The sequence below is a fragment of the Alteribacillus sp. JSM 102045 genome, from assembly GCF_041949975.1.
GTDB lineage: Bacteria > Bacillota > Bacilli > Bacillales > Marinococcaceae > Alteribacillus.
Window position 1 is genome coordinate 35,641 of record NZ_JBHFQG010000003.1, and the last position, 23,086, is coordinate 58,726.

Annotated in this window: 23 protein-coding genes; 10 read left to right on the forward strand and 13 right to left on the reverse strand. The window is 40.2% G+C overall.

The window, feature by feature from the left end; translation table 11 throughout:
* Positions 1-6: 6 nt before the first annotated feature.
* Positions 7-942: a cytochrome c oxidase assembly factor CtaG gene (ctaG, locus tag ACE1TI_RS02835; protein ID WP_375006070.1), complete on the reverse strand. Its 936-nt coding sequence runs from the start codon at positions 940-942 to the stop codon at positions 7-9.
* Between the two features lie 235 nt (positions 943-1,177).
* On the opposite strand from ctaG, the gene ACE1TI_RS02840 reads away from it, so the two are divergent.
* Positions 1,178-2,005: a Cof-type HAD-IIB family hydrolase gene (locus ACE1TI_RS02840; RefSeq protein WP_375006071.1), complete on the forward strand. Its 828-nt coding sequence runs from the start codon at positions 1,178-1,180 to the stop codon at positions 2,003-2,005.
* Positions 2,006-2,083: 78 nt separating this feature from the next.
* Positions 2,084-2,536, forward strand: a complete 453-nt coding sequence (locus ACE1TI_RS02845) for a GNAT family N-acetyltransferase (RefSeq protein WP_375006072.1) — start codon at positions 2,084-2,086, stop codon at positions 2,534-2,536.
* A gap of 95 nt (positions 2,537-2,631) precedes the next feature.
* On the opposite strand, the gene ACE1TI_RS02850 is transcribed toward ACE1TI_RS02845, so the two are convergent.
* A complete protein-coding gene (locus ACE1TI_RS02850) occupies positions 2,632-3,192 on the reverse strand; it encodes a helix-turn-helix domain-containing protein (RefSeq protein WP_375006073.1) in 561 nt (186 codons plus the stop codon).
* A gap of 110 nt (positions 3,193-3,302) precedes the next feature.
* Here ACE1TI_RS02850 and ACE1TI_RS02855 point away from each other — a divergent pair, with 110 nt between their 5' ends.
* Positions 3,303-4,043 (forward strand): AzlC family ABC transporter permease, encoded by a 741-nt coding sequence (locus ACE1TI_RS02855; protein ID WP_375006074.1) that lies wholly within the window; start codon positions 3,303-3,305, stop codon positions 4,041-4,043.
* Positions 4,040-4,345 carry an AzlD domain-containing protein gene (locus tag ACE1TI_RS02860; RefSeq protein WP_375006075.1) on the forward strand — a complete coding sequence of 102 codons (306 nt, stop codon included), beginning with the start codon at positions 4,040-4,042 and terminating at the stop codon, positions 4,343-4,345. The genes ACE1TI_RS02855 and ACE1TI_RS02860 overlap by 4 nt, the downstream gene beginning before the upstream one ends.
* Positions 4,346-4,397: 52 nt before the next feature.
* Here the strand turns inward: ACE1TI_RS02860 and ACE1TI_RS02865 are convergent, their stop codons facing one another.
* The 9 genes from ACE1TI_RS02865 to ACE1TI_RS02905 form a co-directional block, all read right to left on the reverse strand.
* Positions 4,398-4,868, reverse strand: coding sequence for a BsuPI-related putative proteinase inhibitor (locus ACE1TI_RS02865; protein ID WP_375006076.1), 471 nt, complete (start codon positions 4,866-4,868; stop codon positions 4,398-4,400).
* A gap of 153 nt (positions 4,869-5,021) precedes the next feature.
* Positions 5,022-5,864, reverse strand: a complete 843-nt coding sequence (locus tag ACE1TI_RS02870) for a YitT family protein (protein WP_375006077.1) — start codon at positions 5,862-5,864, stop codon at positions 5,022-5,024.
* A gap of 27 nt (positions 5,865-5,891) precedes the next feature.
* On the reverse strand, positions 5,892-6,653 hold the full coding sequence (locus ACE1TI_RS02875; protein ID WP_375006078.1) for a prolyl oligopeptidase family serine peptidase: 762 nt from the start codon (positions 6,651-6,653) through the stop codon (positions 5,892-5,894).
* 198 nt (positions 6,654-6,851) lie between these two features.
* Complete coding sequence (locus ACE1TI_RS02880; RefSeq protein WP_375006079.1) at positions 6,852-7,160, reverse strand: hypothetical protein; 309 nt, start codon at positions 7,158-7,160, stop codon at positions 6,852-6,854.
* Between the two features lie 102 nt (positions 7,161-7,262).
* Positions 7,263-8,144 (reverse strand): hypothetical protein, encoded by an 882-nt coding sequence (locus tag ACE1TI_RS02885; RefSeq protein ID WP_375006080.1) that lies wholly within the window; start codon positions 8,142-8,144, stop codon positions 7,263-7,265.
* A 127-nt stretch (positions 8,145-8,271) separates the two neighbouring features.
* Positions 8,272-8,418, reverse strand: a complete 147-nt coding sequence (locus ACE1TI_RS02890) for a lmo0937 family membrane protein (protein WP_375006081.1) — start codon at positions 8,416-8,418, stop codon at positions 8,272-8,274.
* 152 nt (positions 8,419-8,570) lie between these two features.
* Positions 8,571-8,945, reverse strand: a complete 375-nt coding sequence (locus ACE1TI_RS02895) for a rhodanese-like domain-containing protein (RefSeq protein WP_375006082.1) — start codon at positions 8,943-8,945, stop codon at positions 8,571-8,573.
* Positions 8,946-8,975: 30 nt separating this feature from the next.
* Positions 8,976-10,070 (reverse strand): AI-2E family transporter, encoded by a 1,095-nt coding sequence (locus ACE1TI_RS02900; RefSeq protein WP_375006083.1) that lies wholly within the window; start codon positions 10,068-10,070, stop codon positions 8,976-8,978.
* Positions 10,071-10,410: 340 nt separating this feature from the next.
* Positions 10,411-11,451: a LacI family DNA-binding transcriptional regulator gene (locus tag ACE1TI_RS02905; RefSeq protein WP_375006084.1), complete on the reverse strand. Its 1,041-nt coding sequence runs from the start codon at positions 11,449-11,451 to the stop codon at positions 10,411-10,413.
* Positions 11,452-11,644: 193 nt separating this feature from the next.
* Between ACE1TI_RS02905 and ACE1TI_RS02910 the strand changes: the two genes are divergently transcribed.
* The 4 genes from ACE1TI_RS02910 (at position 11,645) to ACE1TI_RS02925 (ending at position 17,638) form a co-directional block, all read left to right on the forward strand.
* Positions 11,645-12,538 carry a PucR family transcriptional regulator gene (locus tag ACE1TI_RS02910; protein WP_375006085.1) on the forward strand — a complete coding sequence of 298 codons (894 nt, stop codon included), beginning with the start codon at positions 11,645-11,647 and terminating at the stop codon, positions 12,536-12,538.
* A gap of 140 nt (positions 12,539-12,678) precedes the next feature.
* Positions 12,679-13,776, forward strand: coding sequence for an ABC transporter ATP-binding protein (locus ACE1TI_RS02915; protein WP_375006086.1), 1,098 nt, complete (start codon positions 12,679-12,681; stop codon positions 13,774-13,776).
* Between the two features lie 486 nt (positions 13,777-14,262).
* A complete protein-coding gene (locus ACE1TI_RS02920; protein WP_375006087.1) occupies positions 14,263-15,411 on the forward strand; it encodes a TAXI family TRAP transporter solute-binding subunit in 1,149 nt (382 codons plus the stop codon).
* A gap of 274 nt (positions 15,412-15,685) precedes the next feature.
* Complete coding sequence (locus ACE1TI_RS02925) at positions 15,686-17,638, forward strand: TRAP transporter permease (RefSeq protein WP_375006088.1); 1,953 nt, start codon at positions 15,686-15,688, stop codon at positions 17,636-17,638.
* A 291-nt stretch (positions 17,639-17,929) separates the two neighbouring features.
* On the opposite strand, the gene ACE1TI_RS02930 is transcribed toward ACE1TI_RS02925, so the two are convergent.
* A complete protein-coding gene (locus ACE1TI_RS02930) occupies positions 17,930-18,784 on the reverse strand; it encodes a MurR/RpiR family transcriptional regulator (RefSeq protein ID WP_375006089.1) in 855 nt (284 codons plus the stop codon).
* Positions 18,785-18,811: 27 nt separating this feature from the next.
* Entirely contained in the window at positions 18,812-20,206 is a 1,395-nt protein-coding gene (locus ACE1TI_RS02935; RefSeq protein WP_375006090.1) for an aspartate aminotransferase family protein, read from the reverse strand.
* A 349-nt stretch (positions 20,207-20,555) separates the two neighbouring features.
* Between ACE1TI_RS02935 and ACE1TI_RS02940 the strand changes: the two genes are divergently transcribed.
* Positions 20,556-21,746 carry a KamA family radical SAM protein gene (locus tag ACE1TI_RS02940; RefSeq protein WP_375006091.1) on the forward strand — a complete coding sequence of 397 codons (1,191 nt, stop codon included), beginning with the start codon at positions 20,556-20,558 and terminating at the stop codon, positions 21,744-21,746.
* Positions 21,747-22,330: 584 nt separating this feature from the next.
* Positions 22,331-23,074, forward strand: a complete 744-nt coding sequence (locus ACE1TI_RS02945; RefSeq protein WP_375006092.1) for a hypothetical protein — start codon at positions 22,331-22,333, stop codon at positions 23,072-23,074.
* Positions 23,075-23,086 lie beyond the last annotated feature (12 nt).

Genomic DNA, 23,086 nt, shown 5'->3' on the forward strand with positions numbered 1-23,086 from the left:
TGTCCGTTATGAACGGTTTTTCATGTGATCTGCATGAGCTGGAATATCGCTGATCGTCAATTCCCCGTCCTGAAGCTTTTCTTTTGACAGCCATTGTTTAAACACGTAGCCGATCGTCAAAACATATACGAATTCCTGAGTCACTTTCATCATAACACCTGCAAGCTGCTGATCAGAATGAGGATCTAAAAAGGAAAACCCTCCTCCTGCCGTATTCATCATGCTGTCAGGAAGCTGCGAACCGGGTGGAAGGCAGTAGGCCATTACGTTTGACCAAACAGCCGGATTCGTATACGTTTCATACAAAGGACTTCCTGCAAATATGATAAGTGCACAAGCTGGCGTGATGAGAATACCGTTTCCAAAAATATAAGCAATACGCCTAAAATCGGATAAGTGGTTGGTAGAAGGCAGTGGTGCAAGCATATGCCACCACATCAGCCAGGCCGCTCCGAAAAGTGCAGACTGATACAGGCTGTGCAGTATGGGAGCTTGCATAATGTAATCAAATATCATAGGAATATGATAAAACGAAAACAATGCGTTAAAACCAATCAATCCGATAATCGGACTCATAATAATCCGGTAGGACACATAGGATTTCTTATGCCATTTGTGCACCCAGGTGTGCAGCACCCATTTCGGAATGGAAAGAATAAAAAGAGGCACTGCTGCGAAATAGGCCAGCACCATTTGTGTCATGTGAATGGTAATGACAGAGTGGCCGGCAATATATAACGGACTGCCCCAGCCAAGATAAAGAGCGATAAGTCCAAGGATAAAATAAAGCTTCTGCCGCAAAGAGACCTTTTCAGCACCTATAAATGTATGACGCCGCTTCACGGTAATCCAATAATACAAAAAAGCAACAGCTGACAGTACGATGATCAATTCAGGCGTCCAAAGCGCCCGAAAAGAAAACGTCGAAAAAAATTCTTCCATTATAGTAAGCGCTCCTCCTTTCCATGCGTAAGCATGCAGCGCGTGCTTTCCTTTCATTTCATTTTCAAGTGAAGTAAAATAGATATAGACTGTTCTACTTTTAATATAGCATAATTTTATTTCTTATTATGCTTTCTCCATTGTAATTTCTTGATACTTTTCTTACAATCTGATGAACATGCATATACTAAAATAATTCATTTTCATTATAGACAATAAATGGAGGAACCAACCAATGCGCAAACATTTAATTGTTCTTGACCTCGACGGCACATTATTAAAAGATGACAAAACCATCTCTACCCGCACGTTCAAGACACTTCAAAATGCAAAAAGAGAAGGTCATATGATTGCGATTGCTACAGGGAGACCATACCGGGCCAGCAAAATGTATTATCAGCAGCTCGGCCTTGATACACCAATCGTTAATTTTAACGGAGCGTATGTTCATCATCCCGGCGATCATTCCTTTGGGATTCATCATTCTCCGCTTGAATTAGATACGGCGAGAACCATAATTGATACGTGCCAGGCTTTTCAAGTGAACAATATTATGGCGGAAGTGGTCGATGATGTATTTTTGCATGATTATGATGAAACATTTATCGACATGCTTGCTTTAAGCACAGAACCAGCAGCTCATGGAAACTTAAAACATGTCCTTCATACCAATCCAACGTCCCTGCTCGTATATCCGAAAAAAGAGAGTGCAGAAGAGCTGCGGGAGTTAATATCCGGAAAACACGCGAAAGGGATTGAGCAGCGCTCGTGGGGAGCCCCTTACCACTTAATCGAAATTATTAGAACAGGAAACAACAAAGCTGTTGGTTTACAAAAAGTAGCTGACTACTGCAACGTGTCTATGAATGATATTATAGCTTTTGGAGACGAAGATAACGATCTTGAAATGCTTTCTGAAGCAGGAACAGGTGTAGCTATGGGGAATGCTTCCAAGGAAGCAAAAGATGCAGCTGATGAAGTGACTGCTGCAAATGAAGAAGATGGGATTGCCCTTTATCTTGAAGAAAGATTAAAATTACATTTTCCAGCAATGCACCCATAACGAATAAATGCATTTGTGATACTATAGACATGTTCTAATTATTGTGCTGCTGATCATCTTTGAAGGAGGAAATAACAGTTGAAGATTTACGAAATTCCTAATGATGCCGACCAGGAAACACGCGAAAAAGTAGCTGATTTATTAATGGGACAAATGGAATCCATAGGAAAAGATAATGCATATGAGTTATTGATGGATTCCATTAACCTTTCTTTAACCGAAAACTCCTGTGCTCATATTTTTGTGGCGGAATATGAAAATACCATTCTTGGAGCTGCCTTTTTAAACCTCGGCATCAGCCTGGATAAGGGCGGGTATTATATTTGGCTGAATGACCTGTATGTACATAAAGAACACCGAAACCAGGGGATTGCCAAAAAATTACTTTTAAAAATTATTTACTGGGCAGAAAACAACGGTATTAAAGGAATTGAGTTAGAAACCGGCATCAGCAATGCGGCTACAAAAGCATTGTATAACTCCCTTGGATTTTATGATGTGGTTTCCAAACGCTATGGATTTCGGTTTTAACAAAACGTAAAGTATTTGCTCTGCTGTTATTTATATTTTATTATATTATCTCAGGTCCTCATCGCTATGGGGGCCTTATTTATGGAACGAATCCGCTAACGGGAATAATAAATAATCATTGTAAAACTTGCGGTTTCCTGCCCCATATTTTCATACACATGATCCTCATCGGCTTCAAACCGAAGTGCGTCCCCTTTTTCTAATTCAAAACGATTTTCTCCAACCCGTACTTGCATCGATCCTTCTTTTAAAAATAAATACTCTTCCACCCCTTTTTGATGAGCTTCTGAATAATAACTTTTGGAAGGCTCAATATCTACGTAAAACGCTTCAAACGGTGTATACTGGTCCTTTGAAAAAACAGGTTTCACTTGAAAGCCGCCATGATCTCCTTCGAGCGTCTCAAGTTCTTTATAACTGACCTGGGTTACAGCAGGGCGTGCTGCTTCAATAAACGAAGTAAACGGAACATGCAGCCCGTTTGCAATTTTCCATAGCGTCCCTACGGTCGGATTGGACTCTCCTCTTTCGATTTGACCGAGCATAGGCTTGCTTACCCCGGTTAACGAAGCTGCTTCCTCTAGATTCAGCCCTTGATGTCTTCTAATTTCTTTTAGACGATTACCGATATGAGCATTTAATTGTTCTTTTTCCACATGATCACCTTGAAAGAAAATATAATATAACATACAATTGGTTTATTATAACATACAAAAAATGATAGTATCTTTTACATACTATTACTCGCAGGAGAGGAGAAAGATAAATGAAAGCAGCGTTATCATGGAGTAATGAGCATTCATTTGCTGCTGGAATGAAAGACGGGACTTCGATTGCGCTCGGATATTTTCCGGCTGCTATTACGTTTGGTTTTATCGCTCAAACTACCGGTCTCACGGTTTTAGAAACATTGCTGATGAGTCTCTTTGTCTTTGCAGGAGCAGCTCAGTACATGTCACTCAGTCTGCTGGCAGCTGGTACCGGAGCATTTGAAATCATCTTTACTACATTCATTGTTAACATTCGCCACTTTCTCATGAGCGCTTCTTTAAATGAAAAAGCAGAAGCCGATCATCCATTAAAGAAAGCAGGATATGCATTTGGCCTAACCGATGAAGTGTTTGCGGTAACTTCTACAAAAGAAGGAACCGTGAGTACCGGCTACGTATATGGCGTTTTTCTCATATCGTACGCAAGCTGGGTCGTTCATTCCGGAGTTGGGCATGCTGTCGGTCAGCTGCTGCCGGAAACACTGCAGCAAAGCCTTACCTTTGCGCTGTACGCCTTGTTTATTGCTTTACTTGCTCCTTCTTTAAAAAAACACCGGAAAATCTTTTTCCTCGCTGCGCTAGCTGCTGTATTAAACAGTATATTTGCTTTCATAATGGCAGAAGGATGGGCAATTATTCTAGCAACCCTGATAGCCGCAGCTGTTCTTGAATTTATCGAACCACATAACACCGAACAGAGTTCTGCCAAAACGAAAAACGAGGTGGAAAGCAAATGAGTACGGAATTATTTATCATTATCCTTGGTATGGCACTCGTCACATATATTCCACGAATGCTTCCGCTTGTATTTTTAAACGCAAAACAGATTCCGCCGCGACTGGAAGGGATTTTACGAAATGTACCATATGCTGCCTTAGGAGCACTTATCTTTCCTGGTGTGCTTACGATTCACGATAATGTCTTTTTTGGCCTGACCGGGATGGCTGTTGCTTTTTCAATTGCTTTTCTTGGCGGAAATCTCATCCTCGTTGTACTGGGGTCTATATTTATTTTAACGTTGCTTACACCTTTCTTCTAATGTACAGGAAAACGGCGGCATCTTCTATGATTACCGCCGTTTTTCCAATTTCTTATTTCATCTCAAATGTTTCTGTTGTTTTTATCGGTTCTTCCGGTTTTTTACCATTTATCTCATAGGCCAGAACCTCAAATTCAATCGTATAAGTTCCTTTTTCTAACGTCTCTTTTGAAATGTCTTCTGACCAAGATTTAGAGGAGCCGGGGTCTATCGTTGTTTCTTTTAAAGCCTGGGTAAACATTTTGTCTGCAGAATAGGTGTAAACTGTTTCTGACTGATCTTCTTTTTTTATTTTCACTTCGACTTCCTGGCCACTCTTAAAATTCAGCTCTAACGGGCTTTCTGTAAGGTTTTCCAGCTTCATGCTCCAGCTGTTTGTATCTACATCAAATTCCCCTGTCAGCTTCCAGTCTTTTTCCATAGTTTGTTCTTCTTCACCTCCTGTCTCATCCGTCTCGGATGTTCCGCAGGCTGTTATCAATAGAAGAAAGAGTATACCTGCTATGAAAGCTTTACATTTCAATACACTTCTCCCCTTCCCAACCATAAGAGCCGAAATTAGGAACTTTTGCAAAAATTGCGGTCATCGACAAACAGAACGTGGCGTTTTTGGCGACGAATTCGCAACGCAGAAGTCAACACATCCTGTGTAAGCCAGGGTGCTGGAGCTTTTCTTTTAATCTTTGCGGAAGAGGCCGAATATGCCGGCTGTGTTGACAATATTAGTGAAGGCATTTTCATCCACTTCATTAATCACTTGCTGCAGGGCAAATAATTCATAGCGGGTAATAACGATCATTAACACTTCTTTATCAGTGGCATCAAATCCTCCCTTCGCCGGCATTCTCGTAATACCCCTGGTAATATTCTTATGAATCGCTTCTCTTAATTCATCAGGCTTTTTCGTCACAATAAAAGCTGTTACTTTAACATGGCGGGTATGAATAGTGTCAATGACCCTTGAGCCAACATACAACGTCACTAGTGTGTACAGCGCACTCTCCCAATCAAATAAAAGCCCGGCGGTCAATACGATCAGACCGTTCATCATCATAAAGTATGTACCTACCGGACTATCGCTGACACGCGCCAGCACAAGAGCGACGATATCAAGTCCGCCGGCAGACGACCCGTATTTCAGCGCTGTACCCGCTCCGACTGCGGTAATCACCCCGCCAAATACTCCGTTTAACAATATATCTTCAGAAAGCGTCTGCACCGGAATCACTTCAAGGAAGAACGTCTGTAAGGCAACATGCATAAAACTGTAAAAAGTAAAAAGCTTGCCCACTTTCATCCAGCCTAGAACGGCAATCGGAATATTGATAAAAAACAAAAGCATCCCCGTGGAAAGCGGAAGCAGCTCTGCTAATATTTGAGCAATCCCGGTTGCTCCGCTTGCAAACACGTTTGCTGGTATTAAAAACAGATTTAAACCGATTGCCATAATAAAGGCACCTAGTATGATTACCACTACCTTCTGAATCTCCTGGAATAAGGTAGTATTACTTGTAATCACGGGATGGACACCCCCTCCGCGTTGTCGTTATATATAATCCTCCACCCAGTCCGCCATTGCGATCATCCCATTTCTTGAAACCTTATGACCAGCAGAAGGATCGAGATGATAGACTAAGCTGGAATCTTCTTTTCTTTTCTCTTTCATCTTTTCATAAAACGAATAAGACTCATGATAAGGGACAACTTCATCGTCACGACCGTGCCAAAAGAACAGAGGCCTTTCTCCAAGAGCCTGTTCTTTTTGAGAAAGATCATAATCTATCAGCTTCTGTACTTGTTTCTCAGCGTCTTCCTCGGATAGTGGAAGCGAGCCTTGCTGCTCAAGCATCGTCATTTGTTTTCTCGCAAAAACTTCCCATGAAGGGTTGCCCATTAACACGACAGCGCCTTTAATCCAAGGATAAACGGTTAAAGCCCCGCATGTTAAAATGCCGCCCATCGAGGTGCCTCCCATAAATAAACGATTATCTTTTATTAATTTCTTTTCATCTAAGTCCTTTTTTATTGACCCGGTTTCTTTTAAGCTTTGCAAAACGATCGACCAAAATTCAAGCATCCGCTGCTTTTCGGTTAATCCCTGATCGCGCTCGCCATGATGAACAGCTTCCGGTAAAATAACACGTATTCCCTTTTTCGCAAGTCTGTAAGCAACATGTAAATTATGTTCTTTTCCGCTTGAAAACCCATGCCAAAATAAAAAGGTTGGCAGTGGCTTTTGTTCATGTTCCTCTTTAAATATATGTAATGCCGGTATATCTGCAAAAGCTTCTTCTCGTATCGTAAACATCTTCATCTTCCTTTATTATAAGTAAGTGGGATAACCTTACTGAAGTTAAATATACCTTTTTCATTGTACTTGATTGAGGAATTGCGTGAAAGAGTAAATCTTGCTGTAACGTTGAAAAAGCTGCTCCTCCGCTGCAATCTTAAGTGCGGGGGAACAGCTTTCTGTTTCTCTTCAAGATGTCTCCTTTATATTTAATATTTATTTACTCTCCATGCTGGTACGAAGCGGTTCTTCGTCTTCTTCCTGTGCTTTATTGTAGTGGTTTACAGAATGCATCGCACCTTCGGAAACCATTTTATTGTCTTCCAAATCGTGCGGTTCAGAATGACCGACTTTCTCATTCAGCTCTTTATCTTCATCTTCTTTCGTTCTTCCGGTCCATTTTGAAATGGTACGCTGGGATGCTTGTTTTAAGCGCTCCCGTTTCTCCTCATCGCGTAATAGAAACGTTGCCGTTCCTACTACACCTGCTACTGCAGATGAAATTAATACACTTCTTTTCCTCATAGGTTATTCCCCCTGACTAAGGTTTATATTTTCTTTATTCTGTGCTGGTTCTCTTTTTCCCTCTTTAAAGGAGAATAAACCCTTATCTTAATAAATTATTTTTTACATTTCATAGCCTTCGAGTTGGAAGCGCCATAACCCAATCCGTTCCACATTTCGATCATCATCTGCAATAAACCAGAGGCTGCCGCCTTTAACATGATAAATATAAATAGTTTTACCATCTTGCTTTTCTTCCACATAATCAGAGCCATGTGCTCTAGTTACATCAAACAGCGAATCCCCAACGGAGACTCCTTTTGCTGTTTCGTAATCAGAGGAAGAAATAATCATATAAGTAAGCGAATCATCGGTTATTTCAAATTGCAAATCAGGTACTTCTCCGAATCGTTCTTTTCCGTAACGGTCCGTGTATGTAAATTCATGCATATCTCCATAAAATCCTATATAATCAGCCGGCTGTCCGTATCCTGTATTCCAATGTACATCAAACTGGCTGTCTACCTCATCCATTGTGTCACCAATCTGAAGGCTGTCCACTGCTAATAAATCAGCTGTTTCTAAGTGAAGCCTGCCTGGATTCTCAAGCCACTCCGCTTTAATACCTAATTCCTGCAAAACATCTACCCGGACAGCTTCTCTATTATGTACCTCTTCTATATTATTTTTCCGGTCCAGATACTCATAAGGAGAAGAAGCTTCAGCATATGGTACATTTTTTTCTATTTCAGCTTTTTCATTTAAAGCTTTCACAGCTGCTTGAACGGTTACGTACAGCACACCCTCATGAAAAATTGGTTCTCCAGTATAGGTCTGCAGCTGACCGTCTATGTACAGTGCATGCTCTTGTTCTTTTTCACTTTCTGCTTGGTCCTCTGAAGACTCGGTTTCTGTTGAAAAAGGTACTTCAGCGTGAGCCGAATCATTTGTCCATACTAGCGCTCCTACTAAGACAGCGGTTAAAAACCATGAATTTTTCTTCATTAAACTTTTCCTCTCCTGCTCTTCCCATTTTTACATCTTTTCTCCTATTGTATCGTAATTAGCCCAATGATAGATAGAAAAAATACAGGCCTTTTCAATTTTTGACAAGACCTGCATTTTTTTCGTGTTATTTTGCTGTCCTCCCGGTAATCAACCTGTAAATAAGCACCACTAACGCCACGACGAGTAAAATATGAACTAATCCACCTGCTATTTCAAACACTAAACCTAACAGCCATAAAGCAATTAAAATACCTATTAAAGTCCAAAGCATTCCTTTTCACTCCTTTTCTCTGCTTTTGCCCGTAGTATTCCTTTATTATCTATTTATAAAACAGAGAAATAGGAAAATGAGCAGTAACGGTCAACGTAGCCAGTTTCCTCCATCAAAAAAAGAGCGAGACTGCCATCCCGCTCTTCATCGTTTCACTTCTTTTTATATAATTGTTCGATGTCTTCTACTGGATTTTCCATGCCAATCTCGGTTTCTCTGTCCCAAGCCAGCATGCCGCCAGCAAAATTTTTCACGTTTTCAACCCCGTTATCTTTAAAATAAAGAGCCGTATGATGGCTTCGGCTCCCGGTTCGACATACAAGCACATAGCTTTCCTCTTTCTTTATCTGGTCGATAACCTCAGGTACTTGATTCATAGGAAGCAGCGGAACTCCGGGAATATGGCCTTCTATATATTCCGAAGGCTCTCTTACGTCAATGATAATCGGAGCGTTTTCCTTATTATCATATAACCGCTTTAATTCTTCCATTTCGATCTGTTCAATGCCTTCCAAATCATATCCCATGCTTATCCCTCTCTTTTATTATCTCGAATCTTAATCCGTCGGCTTATTTCTTAATTTTAACAACCGGTAGGTATGGCTGACAAACACTTTGGCCACCGCATACGTTGGCACAGCAAGCAGTAATCCGACGATACCGGCAAAGCGCCCCGCTACAAGCAATAACAAAATGATCGTTAATGGGTGGATATGCAGTTTCCTTCCCATTACTTGCGGCGAAATCAAATTGCTTTCAATCTGCTGCACAATCACTACGACAATGATAACAAGCAGTGCCATAAACGGAGACTCCAGAAATCCGACGATAACACCTGGAAACGTACCAATCCATGGGCCGATAAACGGAATGATATTTGTAAACATGGCTACAGATGCCAAAACAAGCGGATAATCTAAGTCAATAATAACATATCCGATAAACACACATACCCCAACAAAAAAGCTGACAATAATCTGTCCTTGAATATAAGAACTGAGAGCGGTATCCATGTCGCTTAAAATCCGGCGGCCTTCTTTTTCCTGCTTAGCCGGCAGAAGACGCAAGATAAACTCCGGCGCTTTTTCTCCTTCTTTTAGCATATAAAATAAAATAAACGGTAAAATGATAATCACAATAACAATGTTTGTAATCAGGCCAAGTACATTAGCAATATTGCTGCCAAGGTTAGCAAGAGCTTCATTAGCGTATTCAGCAGCTCTTGAAGTTACTTCACTCCAGGAAAATCCTTCCATTTCATCAAGAAACCGGTTAAACCACTCCTGATTTTGAAGCTCCACAATCATCCTCTGGGCATCATTAATTAAACGAGGCGCATTATTTACAAGCCCGGTAAACTGATTTTGAAGTGCAGGGCCTACGATCAAAATTAACATCGTAAGAAGACCCGCTGAAGATAGATACAAAATTAAAATGGAGAGGCCTCTTGGTATTCTCAGCTTTCCAGATAACAAATTAACGATGGGGCGAAATAAGTAAAATAAAACCCCGGCGATTACAATTGGCGCAAATAAAGTGGAAACAAGCACTACAATCGGTTGAAAAATAAAATCTACGAGTGTGCCCAAATAAATCATGAGCAGTAATAAAATAATTCCGTAACAAATGCGAAAAAACTTCCCCCGGGGCATCTCATCACCACATATTTTTAGATTTAGCATCCTGATTATATCATATTGTTACCGATAATTACTGATGACATAAAGAATGCATTTACTGTTTTATTGATTCCCTTATTTCATTAGTTAAATCTACCTTATCGTTTTTTAAGAAAAACTGGCTAAGCATGCCGCGTATTGCAGTAGCAGGTGCTGATTTTCCCAAATAATTTTTACAATACTAGCCGAATCGGTTGATTTACTATGTAAACGGGTCTCATTCACCAGCCATTTATTCCATTTTTACTCGCCGGTCTGGCCAAAATACTATCTACACTGTCCAAAAGAAAAACCCCGGCAGGCTATTATTCTGCTAGGGATTTAACGTTGGAGTATATTTTTTGCAGGATTGTCTTTTAATAAGCTTATGAGGAACAATAACCGATTTAGGTTCGCTGTCTTTTTCCAGCATTTTTTCAAAAAGACAGTCAACTGCCTTCGAGCCAAGTTCAAAAATATGGATATCTACCGTTGTCATAGGCGGAGAAGATAATTCAGAAATCATTACATTGTTAAAGCTTACAATCGAAAGTTCATCGGGTATGCTCACTCCCGTATCAGCAAGCATACGAAGAACCCCAAACGTCATGAGATCATCAGCCACCACAAGAGCAGTTGGCGGGTCTTGTAGAGACATTAATTCAATGATGGCCTCTTGTCCGCCTTCTTCGAGCTCATCGTGATAAACGATATAAGAATCATCCACTTTAATTCCTGCTTGCTCGAGCGCTTGTTTATAACCTTTCATATGGTCCAGTGTGACCACGTACTCCATATTGCCGCCGATAAATGCAATTTGACGATGTCCAAGCAGTGATAAATATTCTGTTACCATTTTAGCGGCTTTAAAATTATCATTATTCACGTGAGTCACTTCTTGCTCTGGAAGATCATACGGCCGTCCGATTAATACAAATGGGAATTTCTTTTTTTGCAAATAAGGCATAAGCAAGTCATTCTTTCTCGAATACAGCAAAACAATACCATCTACCCGCTGTCCTTCCACCATCTGAACGATTTCTTCAAACCTTTCTTCTTCTGTCTGTCCTGTAGATAAGTATAAGCCGTACCCTTTTTGATAAGCTTTCGTGCTAATGCCTCGTATTACTTCTGGAAAAAACGGGTTTTGAAAAGCTACTTTTGCTGAGCTCGGCATCACAATCCCAATCGTTTTTGTACTTTGATTCGCAAGGCTCCTTGCATGAAAATTAGGATGATACCCAAGCTCTTCCATTGCTTCTCTGACCCGCTCTTTGGTCGCTGTGCTGATTCTGCTGCTATTTGCTATTACTCGTGATACTGTTGACGCAGCGACATTAGCTTTTTGGGCTACATCTTTAATCGTAACCGCCAACTGTATCACCTCCTCTGTTTCTGCCAACTTTATGTAAAACACTTATTATATTATTTTATTATAACATGACTCCTAATAATTTTGCCTTTAGATAGGTGAACAGGTTCTTTGAATATTTGGTCTTCTTACACTAGATTATTCACTTCAAAATTAGTACTATAATTACAAGTTTTTTCGAAAGGACCGACACCTTATGTTAGAAAAGCTAATAACGATATTTCCTTCTCTTGTTAAAGAATCGGACGTTCCTCCATCAGAAAGACACTTGTATTTGTTTTTTAAAGTGAATGACCAGGAAACTGCTGCTATTAAAAAAGAAGAAATCTCAGAAAAAGAAAGAAAAGTCTTAGAGGTTTTTTTAGATCATAAAACAAAAGAAGCTTCCTTTGATCCGATTGAAAAGGGTTGGTACAGCTATTTAAAAGAAGACGGTTCTCCCCCGCCCCAGCTTCAGGAATTAACCTCTTTTCGCTTCTATCATTTAGAAGGAAACAAATTATACGATAATAAATCAGATGTATTAGAAGCGCTGCGCCATTATTTTGATATGGAATGTAAATGCATTTTTTTACATACTCATTCTCTTTTAGTTATTGTTCGTGAAAGAAAAGAAGACCCGCTTCCTGCTTTTAATGCGGAAGAACTGGCCGGAATTATTGCAGCAGATTTATTATTAGATGTAAAGGTCTACTCCGGAAGACGTGTACATGCTGCAGATAATGTCCGGTATATATTTGAGCAGGAAAAAATGCTTTTTGAACATGCTTTACACCTCTTTCCTAAAGAAAGAGCTTTTAAAGACTTTGATATGATGCCATTTATCTTTCCTTCATTAAAAAAGAAAGAACAACAACAAGTATTTTCTTATGCTTTAGGTGAGCTTGAACAAGAAAAAGAATTGTTAAACACTCTTTATTATTTCTATTTATCTAATTTAAATATCAGCTTAACAGCAAAAGAGCTTCATATGCACCGCAATACGCTTCAGTACAGATTGGATAAAGTTATTGAACATATCGGCATCGACATTAAACAGTTTCCTAATGCAGCAGCGCTTTATGTGATGTTAAGGAACCAATGGCAGTAAAATAATTCGTCAATATGCACAAAAGAATCCGCTTTTATTTTATACAACCTGCCCATATGAAAGCGCTGCTTATATCTATATACTATAAATCAAATAGAAACCACAACACATAACGCAAAGGCGCAAAGGGGATGGAGAAATTGGCTGCTATTAAATTAGATCATATTTATAAAGTATATGACGGCGATGTGACTGCTGTTTCAGACTTTAATCTCGATATCGAAGACAAAGAATTTATCGTATTCGTCGGCCCTTCCGGCTGCGGAAAATCTACGACACTTCGAATGATCGCAGGTCTTGAAGACATTTCAGATGGTGATTTATTAATTGATCAAAACAGAATGAACGATGTACCGCCAAAAGATCGTGATATTGCGATGGTTTTCCAAAACTACGCGTTATATCCTCACATGAATGTCTTTGACAATATGGCTTTTGGGCTGAAATTGCGTAAATTTAGCAAAGATGAAATTAAAAAAAGAGTCGATAATGCAGCAAAAATACTCGGGCTTGAAGAATACTTAGATCGTAAACCAAAAGCGTTGTCAGGCGGTCAGCGCCAGCGTGTAGCTTTAGGAAGGGCGATCGTTCGCGACCCTAAAGTATTCTTAATGGATGAGCCGCTCTCAAACCTTGACGCGAAGCTTCGTGTGCAAATGCGTGCTGAAATTATTAAGCTGCATAAGCGTTTAGATTCTACGACGATTTACGTAACGCATGACCAAACAGAGGCTATGACAATGGCTACCCGCATCGTTATCATGAAAGACGGAATTATCCAGCAGGTCGGCACACCAAAAGAAGTGTACGATAATCCGGAAAATATGTTTGTTGGAGGTTTTATCGGCTCCCCGTCTATGAACTTTATAGAAGGAACGTTAGATGGAAACCAATTTAAAATCGGTGATGTCTCTATAACAGTACCAGAAGGCAAAATGAAAGTACTTCGTGATCGAGGGTATGGTAACAAAGAGATCATTCTTGGTGTCCGTCCGGAAGATATTCACGATGAACCCTTATTCCTTGAATCTTCTCCTGAATCTAAGCTTTCTATGAATATTGAAGTTTCAGAAATGAATGGGGCAGAGTCTATTCTTTACAGTACAGTCGGCGGCCAGCAGGTTATTGCCCGGGTGGACTCCCGCTCTGATATTGAAGCAGGTAACACCGTTGATATGGCTATTAACATGAACAAAGTTCACTTCTTTGCTCCTGACTCAGAAGAACGTATCCGTTAACGCTCCCCCTTTTACATTTATATAGATAAAAAGAACTGACTCGTATGTATTGGCTGCGAGCAGTTATTTTTTATTGTTTAGGAAATTATGTTTTTACAAGTTGTGGATAACTATCTCCATATTGTTTGATCCGCGTCTAGCTTCAGCGCCCAGCCTCTCGGAGGCCCAAGACGGTTTAAGGAACTTTTGCTAGAATCGTGAACATCGTGTTCGCAACGCAAAAGTCAGCACATCTTATCTCTTACCACTCGCTTTCAAATACTACTTCTTAACTATTTCATCGAGCTTTTTCTAAATCATTCTGCATGTTTTTTATCTCAACAGAATCGTTGGCATTAAAAAAATATTTTAATATTTTTAAAGATTACAGAGGCTTGTTGTTTTCTGTCAAGCATTGCGTTCGTAATACTTTGACAATTCTATATTTTTCTGATTAAATAAAAGCTGAACAAATGTTCCGAACACAAGATACAAGGGGGAAACACAATGAAGAAGAAGTGGTCTTTATTATTTATGATGCTCTTCACGCTTGGAATGCTGCTCGCAGCGTGCGGCGGCGGTGATGACGGCCGTGAAGAAGGCGGCGATGCCGGCGGTGATGATAGCGGCGACGGCGGACAAGAAGAAGCTGGCGAAGATGCAATGACAGAACTGCAGCTTGGAACTGGTTCAACAGGCGGTACCTATTATCCACTTGGGCAAGAAATTGCGAATGTTTTGAATGATAACGTTGACATCGAAGGATTTGATGTAAGCGCTGTTTCATCTGATGCATCCGTTGACAATCTTGCTCAAATCAGCCGCGGGGATATGCAGCTGGGTATGACTGTTCACCTTACTGCACTTCAAGCGCTTGAAGGAGAAGGAGACTTCGACGGCACCGTTATCGACAACTTCGGATTTATGGGACATATTTATCCAGAAGTTATGCAGGTAGTAACAACAGAAGACACAGGCGTAACTTCTATTGAAGAACTTGAAGGAAAAAGAGTGAACCTTGGTCCTGCAGGAAGTGCAACCAACTCTGCTGCTAGACTTATTCTTGAAGCTCACGGGCTTGAAGAAGGAGATTATGAAGCATACGAAGAAGGATTTGGAGATGCAGCAGGACGTCTTCAGGACGGTAACCTTGATGCAAACTTCGGTCTTCTTGGCCTGCCGGCAGGTAATGTTACAGAGCTTTCCACTCAACGTGACGTGGTGATTCTCCCAATCGAAGGAGAAGCTCTTGAATACGTAGAAGAAAACAGTGATTACGGTCAGCTTGATATTGAAGCAGATGTGTATGACTTCCTCGATGAACCAGTAAGCACAGTAACTGCTTACGCAGTGCTCGTTGGTTCTACGGATCAAGTAGATGAAGATACAGGCTATGAAATTACCAAACAGCTTTATGAAAATGCCGACAGCATTTCTCATGAACAAGGTGAATTCATGACGATGGAAAATATCGTGAACGGTTCCGATGGTATGCCGCTTCACCCTGGTTCTGAAAGATATTTTGAGGAAGAAGGTCTGCTTGATGGAGAAGGCAGCGGAGATGAGGAAGAAGACGCCGAAGACGCAGACGCTGAAGAAGATACAGAAAACGGTGAAGAAGCAGAAGTTGCAGAGGAAGACGCTGAAGAAGAATAATATTAGTGTATTTGTAAGGCCGGAGTTCTCCGGCCTTTTTATAATGGATAAAATTATCAGATTTTTTTAGGTTTAAAGGATTTTTTTTAACCTGGCTAATAATATAATATAGTAAAGTCGCACCACCTTAGCCTTTGCAACAGACAAAATGATTTATATTTGTTATGATATTTAAGTCACACCTGTCGCTTTATCGGTTATTTTCGTATCCTTTTTTTCATTAGAAAAAATATTCAAATATATTCAAATTATTTAGTTGAGGTGGTGACTGTTTATGGCTAAAAACCAGCAAAAAAACCAAGGATTAACTCAAGATGAACTGCTAAAAAAATACGACAAAGAATCTACATACCGCACGAATCTTGGGAAGTGGGGTCTTTTAGTTACGCTAATAGGGGTAGGGTTAACGATCTTTCATTTATGGACAGCCAGCAACCCTTATCGTTCCGTCATTCAGGGGGCAATACATCTAGCTGGGGGAATGTCATTAATCTTTCTTTTATATCCGATGAAAAAATCAATGACCAATAAAAAAGGTATTCCCTGGTATGATGTTATTCTTGCCTTCATCGCTCTATTTGCTAATTTTTACATTGTTTTTAATTATGATAATTTATTCAGATCATCCGTCGTAACAGGATTTGATACATTCGATAAAGCGGTGGCTATTACGTTTATTATCCTGTTGTTAGAGGGCACACGGCGTGCGGTAGGACTTCCTATTATTATCATAGCAATCCTGGCCATCGCTTATGGTCTTTGGGGAAGCGGCATCCCATATTTTGGCCACGCAGGATTTTCGTTTGACCGGCTCATGACCGACCTGGTGTATTCTAGTGAAGCTATTTTTGGAACGCCGGTACAGATTTCATCTACTTATATTTATTTGTTTTTATTCTTTGGTGTAATGTTAGTGAAAACCAATATCGGTCAATTTTTTAACGATCTGGCTTTTGGTCTGACAGGCCGTTTTACTGGCGGTACAGCGAAAGCTGCAGTATTTGCTTCCGGACTTCAAGGGATGGTAACAGGAAGCTCGGTGGCTAACACGGTTAGTTCTGGCTCGTTTACTATACCAATGATGAAACGTGCAGGGTTTAAACCAGAGTTTGCAGCAGCAACCGAAGCCTCTGCTTCCACAGGCGGGCAGATCATGCCGCCGATTATGGGTGCTGCTGCGTTTATTATGATTGAAACTATTGGAGTTCCATATAATGAAATTATCCTCGTAGCTCTTATTCCAGCTTTGCTTTATTTCTCCGGTGTGTTTATAGGAACACACTTTGAAGCAAGAAAACAGCGAATTTACGGGCTGCCTAAAAGTGATCTTCCTTCTGCAAAAGCTTTAATAAAAAAAGTTGATCTTTTGCTGCCGTTAGTCGCTATTTTATTTATGCTTTACAGCGGATACACGCCTACTACTGCCGCTTTATGGGGAATTTTCGTAGCATTTGTAATCAGTTTCTTTCGAAAAGAAACACGTTTATCGCTTAAGGACATGATTTATACGCTTGAGCAAGGGGCTCGGATTGCCCTTCCCGTCATAGCAGCAGTAGCTACTGCTGGTATTATTGTTGGGATTGTCGTATATACCGGCCTTGGCGGAAAGATAGCTAACGGTATTATTGACCTGGCAAACGGCCAATTTTTCCTCGTTATGTTCTTTACGATGATTGCTTGTATTATTTTAGGAATGGGGCTTCCGACTACAGCAAACTACGTTGTTACAGCATCACTTGCAGCTCCTGCTCTCATCGAATTAGGTGTACCGGTTATAGCCGCTCATTTCTTTGTATTTTATTTTGGTATTGTGGCAGATATCACTCCGCCTGTATGTCTTGCCGCGTACGCCGGAGCCGGAATTGCGAGAGCCAATCCGATGAAAGCAGGTGTAACATCGGTTAAGCTGGCTATCGCAGCTTTTGTTATTCCGTATATATTTGTCACAAACCCTGTGCTAGTGCTTCAGGATGCTACGGCCGCGACGTTGATTCCTGCCTTGATTACTGCTTTGATCGGAATGATCGGTATTAGTGCAGGCATGATTAATTATTTTGTGGTTAAAAACATTTTTCTAGAGCGGTTGTTGCTGCTTGCAGGCGGTATCATGCTGCTATTGCCGGACCTTTATATTTCTATGCCAGGGCTTGGGTTGATTGTAATAGTTTACTTGATTCAACGATTTAGAAAAGGAAAAATGGACAAAAGCGAAGCTGCAGTTTCCTAGGATATGAACAAAAGCGCAAGCGCCCTGATCAGCCTCGACAGGTAAATATTCTCCAGGCATGAAAGGCGCTCTTATTTCCACAGGATGTGCTGACTTTTGCGTTGCGAACACGATGTTCGCGATTCTAGCAAAAGTTCCTTAAACCGTCTTGGGCCTCCGAGAGGCTCGGCGCTGAAGCTAGACGCAGATCAAACAAAATGGAGATAGTTATCCACAACTTGTAAAAACATAATTTCCTAAACAAATAAAAAAGCCGAGGAGATGGTAAAAATTCCATCTCCTCGGCTTTTTTTAATCATGAAATACGTCAAATGTTTCCCACAATCCCTCTAATTCCTGAAGCCGTGCTTCGACCTTTTTGTGTTCAGAGCGTGTCACTGCTGTAATTAATGCACTTACAATACTTAACGGTGCAGAAAATGAATCGATAAAAGAGTTAATTTCAGTCGCTGCAAGTAATTTACGATCTCCATACGGCACAAGCGGCGACATTAAGTGATCAGTAAGTACCAACGTTTTCGCGCCCCGTTGTTTGGCGTACTTCATTACTTCAACCGTTCTTTTCGTATACCGTGAAAAACCAAAACCGATGACAAGATCATCTGAAGTAATATCAAGCAAATGTTCTGACACACCATCCGCTTCTCTTAACAATTCTGTATTTTGCAAGACAAGGTCGAGATAAAATTCTAAAAAGGATCCAATACTTACAGCACTTCGATAAGCAATAATATAAATACGTTTCGCTTTAATGATGTCATTTACCGCTGCTTCAAAAACTTTTGAATCCATTTGCTGCAAGGTTTCTTTTAAATTTTGCATATCATCTGCAAGTATTTCTGTCACTGCATTCTCCGGCTGGTCCTCTTCATCTGTAGTATGAGCAAATACTTCAGCCGATGTCCATTTCCGCTGTAGCGCTTCCTGTAAATGCCGCTGCATATCCGGGTAGCCGTTAAAGTCTAAAAATACGGCGAATCGAATGACAGTAGCCTCTCCTACTCCCGCATTTTTAGCTAATTTAGAAGCAGTTAAAAAAGGTGCTGTTTCTGAATGATTAATTAAATAATTAGCGATTTTTTTCTGAGATTTGCTCATTTGATCTTGAAGTTCCATAATACGATTGTAAACATCACTTTCAAGCATGGCAGCCCTCATTCCTTTTAAAACCGTTTAGAAACGAGGACCTCCATAAACCTCCCTCAGTACTTCATCATAAGCCTCCAATGTTTTGTTAATGTCTTCATCACTATGCGCTGTTGATATACTATAACGGTTCATTGGCTTCACATAAATTCCTTTGCCTAAGAGACGGAAGTCTATCTCTTTTCTCGTGGCCAGGTCGGTTTTTTGAAGGTCCCGATAGTTTCGTATCTTATCTTTATTCAATACTACACTAAATATAGAACCTATGCCAACCGCCTCGCCTTGTACTCCGTATTTTTGGAGCATTTCGCTAATACCATTTTTCAGCGTTTCTGTCCTTTTCATAACGTCATCTATTTCTTTTTCCAAAATATCGAGTACGGCCATGCCGGCAGCAAGAATCATAGGGTGGCCATTATACGTTCCACTGTGGAACAATACATCTTTTGACGAAGAGCGAGTGCTTTGGCTGCTGTCAAAAACATCAGAGCCTTGAGAAGGGGCGCTGTGCATCATTATTTCTTTTTTACCCCCTACGACACCAACAGGATAACCTCCTCCTACTGCCTTGCCTAACGTGGTCAAATCAGGAGTGACATCGTATAATTTTTGCGCTCCGCCAAGGCAGGTTCGATACCCTGTTTTTACTTCGTCAAAGATGAGCACAATACCTAATTCATCCGTTATCGCGCGCAGCCCTTTCATAAATGATTTTTCTGCAGGAATGAAGCCAGCCTGCACAGGTTCAATCATAACTGCACCAATTTCATCTTTATGCTTCGTTAATATTTTTTCACATGCTTTTAAGTTGTTAAAAGGCAATGTAATTGTGTTTCGGGCATGGGCCGGATGCATTCCTTTTGACTCAGGTAAAGAACAGGGAGCCTCTTCTTCACCAGCTTCTTTAACGGAAGGATTCACACTTACAAGCATTTGATCGTATCCGCCGTGGTAATGACCTTCAAACTTAGCTATTTTATGTTTTCCCGTGTGAGCGGCTGCAAGGCGCAGGGAAAGCAGTGTAGCTTCCGTGCCTGAATTGGTATAACGCAGCAGCTCCATACTTGGAAAGTGCTTCTGCAGTCTATTGCCCATTTCTACTTCCAAATAATGAGGCGTACCAAACAGCCATGTACCATCTCTATCCATTTGTTCTATCACAGCATTTTTCACTTGCTCGTGTCCATGCCCTGTAACAAGGGAACCATAGCTCATTAATAAATCGATGTACTCCTTGTTGTCCATGTCAGTTAGTTTAGAACCTTTCCCATGCTTCATAACAACTGGATGCGGTTCAAAATATTTAATATTTGCCGTTACTCCTCCAGGCATCACCTTTTTTGCTTCTTCCATGAATACCTGAGAAGAAGGTGTCTCTTTTTTGTAATCTAGAATGGGATGTTCTAATTTCTGAACGGCCACTTTCTTTCGCTCCTCTTTTTAATGAATTTTTCACTTCATAAATACTTATTAATGAATTACACATTTCATTCTAATGGATGAATGTCATTTTGTGAAGTGTTAATTTCATTTATTTTAATTTTGAAATATTTAATTCATATTATAATGAACTTATTATTTCATTAACTACAATTTATGAATGTCAAACTTCATTTTGAGCTTTTACCATTTGTTAAGAAACTTTTCCTTCATTTAATTCGCCCTTTTTAAATTTTTCTTTCTTTTTTGACTATTCTTAACCCTCACTGTTATACTTCAACTGAATACCATAAACATGTAAAACTTCAGTTTTAGAAAGGTGTGGAGGCTTTTGGCACAACCAAAGTACATTACCAAAATTGATCAAATTAAAGAAATTCCAGAGGAAGAACGTGAACGATTAAAAAAGATTACCGAAAAGTTTGTGTTTCGTGTAAATGAATACTATTTAAGCCTTATTGATTGGAAAGACCCTAATGATCCTATTAAAAACTTAGTTATACCAAATGAAGGGGAGCTTTCTGAATACGGCCGCTGGGACGCCTCAGATGAGGATACAAACTACGCAGCTCCCGGCTGTCAGCATAAGTATGAAACTACTGCACTGTTAATCTGTTCTGAGGTGTGCGGGGCTTATTGCCGTTACTGTTTCCGTAAGCGTTTATTCCGAAACGATGTAAAAGAAGCAATGTCGGATGTTGATCCAGGACTCGAATACATCCGTAACCATCCGGAAATAAATAACGTCCTTCTTACCGGTGGAGACCCATTAATTCTGGCAACAAAAAAGCTGCGTTATATCATTAAAGAATTACGCAGCATTCCACACGTGAAAATTATCCGTATTGGCTCTAAACTTCCTGTTTTTAATCCGATGAGAATTTACGAAGATGAATCTCTCTTAGAACTCATCCGAGAGTATTCTACACCGGATAACCGCATTTATATTATGGCTCATGTGAACCATCCGCGTGAGATTACAGATGAAGCGAAAAAAGCATTTGAAACGCTCCATGACGCTGGCGCCATTGTAGTAAACCAGACTCCTGTATTAAAAGGAATCAACGCCAACCCTGATGACCTGGCAGAACTGCTTGATAAATTGTCCTGGGCAGGCGTCACTCCTTATTATTTCTTTATTAATCGTCCGGTAGCCGGAAACAACGACTTTGTGCTCACGTTAAAAGAAGCGTATGATGCTGTGGAAGAAGCGAAAGCAAAGACGAGCGGACTTGGAAAACGTATCCGTCTTTCGATGAGCCATACTTCTGGTAAAATTGAAATCTTAGCAATCGAAGATGGAAAAGCATATTTAAAATATCATCAGTCCCGGGACGGAAACTACGGCAAATTTATGGTGCTGGACTGTCCTGAGAAAGCAGCATGGTTTGATGACCTGCCAGGAAATGAAAAGTATTGGGAAAAACCGAAGAAGAAAGTAGAAGAAGTTGTATCTGTTAACGAAATGCCTGATATGCCGCAAAAACGAAGAAGAAAAGCACAAAAAACAGCTGCACAATAATGCAAAAAGGGCTGTCTCAAAAGTCGATAGAACATTGACTTTTGAGGATGGCCCATTTTATTGGTTTGTTACACACACATACCTTCAGAAGTTTTTGTTCCCATCCATTCCTTTTTAAACTCTAAAGTACGGGTCCCCCGAGAGCAAACGACTCCACACGATTATTTTTTTCTTCGTTGTAAAATCGTCCTTTACACCGGCACTCCGTATATTGGCACGGTCCTGTCTATCAAACAATAATCTTTTCCATCAATGGTAAATTGCCGGTTCCCTTTGTGTGTCACCTTCTCTTCCCTGGTTTTTTAATTCCATACTCGTTTACATCGGTGTATCTCTCTTCAAACGTGATCGTGATATTATCTTATTGATATAAGAATAAAAAGCCTAAAACGATAAAAAGAAGAGTAAAAACATGGTACACATTCTTGGACCACCTTTTGTAAGAATACAGAATACAGTAACCCTTTTTGTAAAATTACGAAAGAATGTAAAAAGTGTTTCATGATTCGACATTTTCCTTTTCTGTATCTTTTTTCGTGTTAAAATAGACTCAAAGCGCAGACAGAGGAAGAAGGATGTATGAAATGAATTGGTTTTACTCCCTTGTGTTTTTGTTTCTTTTTATGATTGCTGGCTGCAATTCTTCGGCTTCAGAGGAAATGCGTGCCGAAGAAACTACTTCCTTTTCAAACTCTCTTTATGATATCGAATTTGAAAAAATAGAAGAGGGCCGCCATGAAGGAAAAGATGGATTTTTTTTGCATTATACTATTACAAGCCCGGATGAAAGCCGAAAGCTTTCTCCTTCTGAAATAAGCATGAAATTCCCTAAAGAGATTGAGGATGAGTTCGGAAACGAACATCCGCAATATAAAGAGACAGATATAAAAAAAGATAAAGAAGAAGATAACGTACTCCATATCAAACAGTTTTTTGCAAATAACCTCCATCCTGACAGCAGCCAATTGATGTCAACGGCTCAATTAGTTTTACAACCCAATAAAACAGTTCGTTTTGAAGAAATCAATACAGACAACGTACCTGTTACCCGTGAAGAACTGACCATCCAAGCCATGGAATGGAACGATAATAAGCTTATGTTAACAGCAACGGATGTTTTAGATATTCGAAATGTAGAATGGAGTTTGTTAGCAGAAGAGCAGCAAATTTATCCTGTTTTTACAAATACAGAAACGGAAGAAGAGCACTATTTTAAAGGCAGCTTTGAGTTTGCGGTCGAACCAGAAGAAGATTTTACTCTTATCGCTGAACGGCCTGAATCCTCTGAACTGATTTGGGAATTACCGTTTGTCCTTCCGGTTAATTAAATTAACATTTGG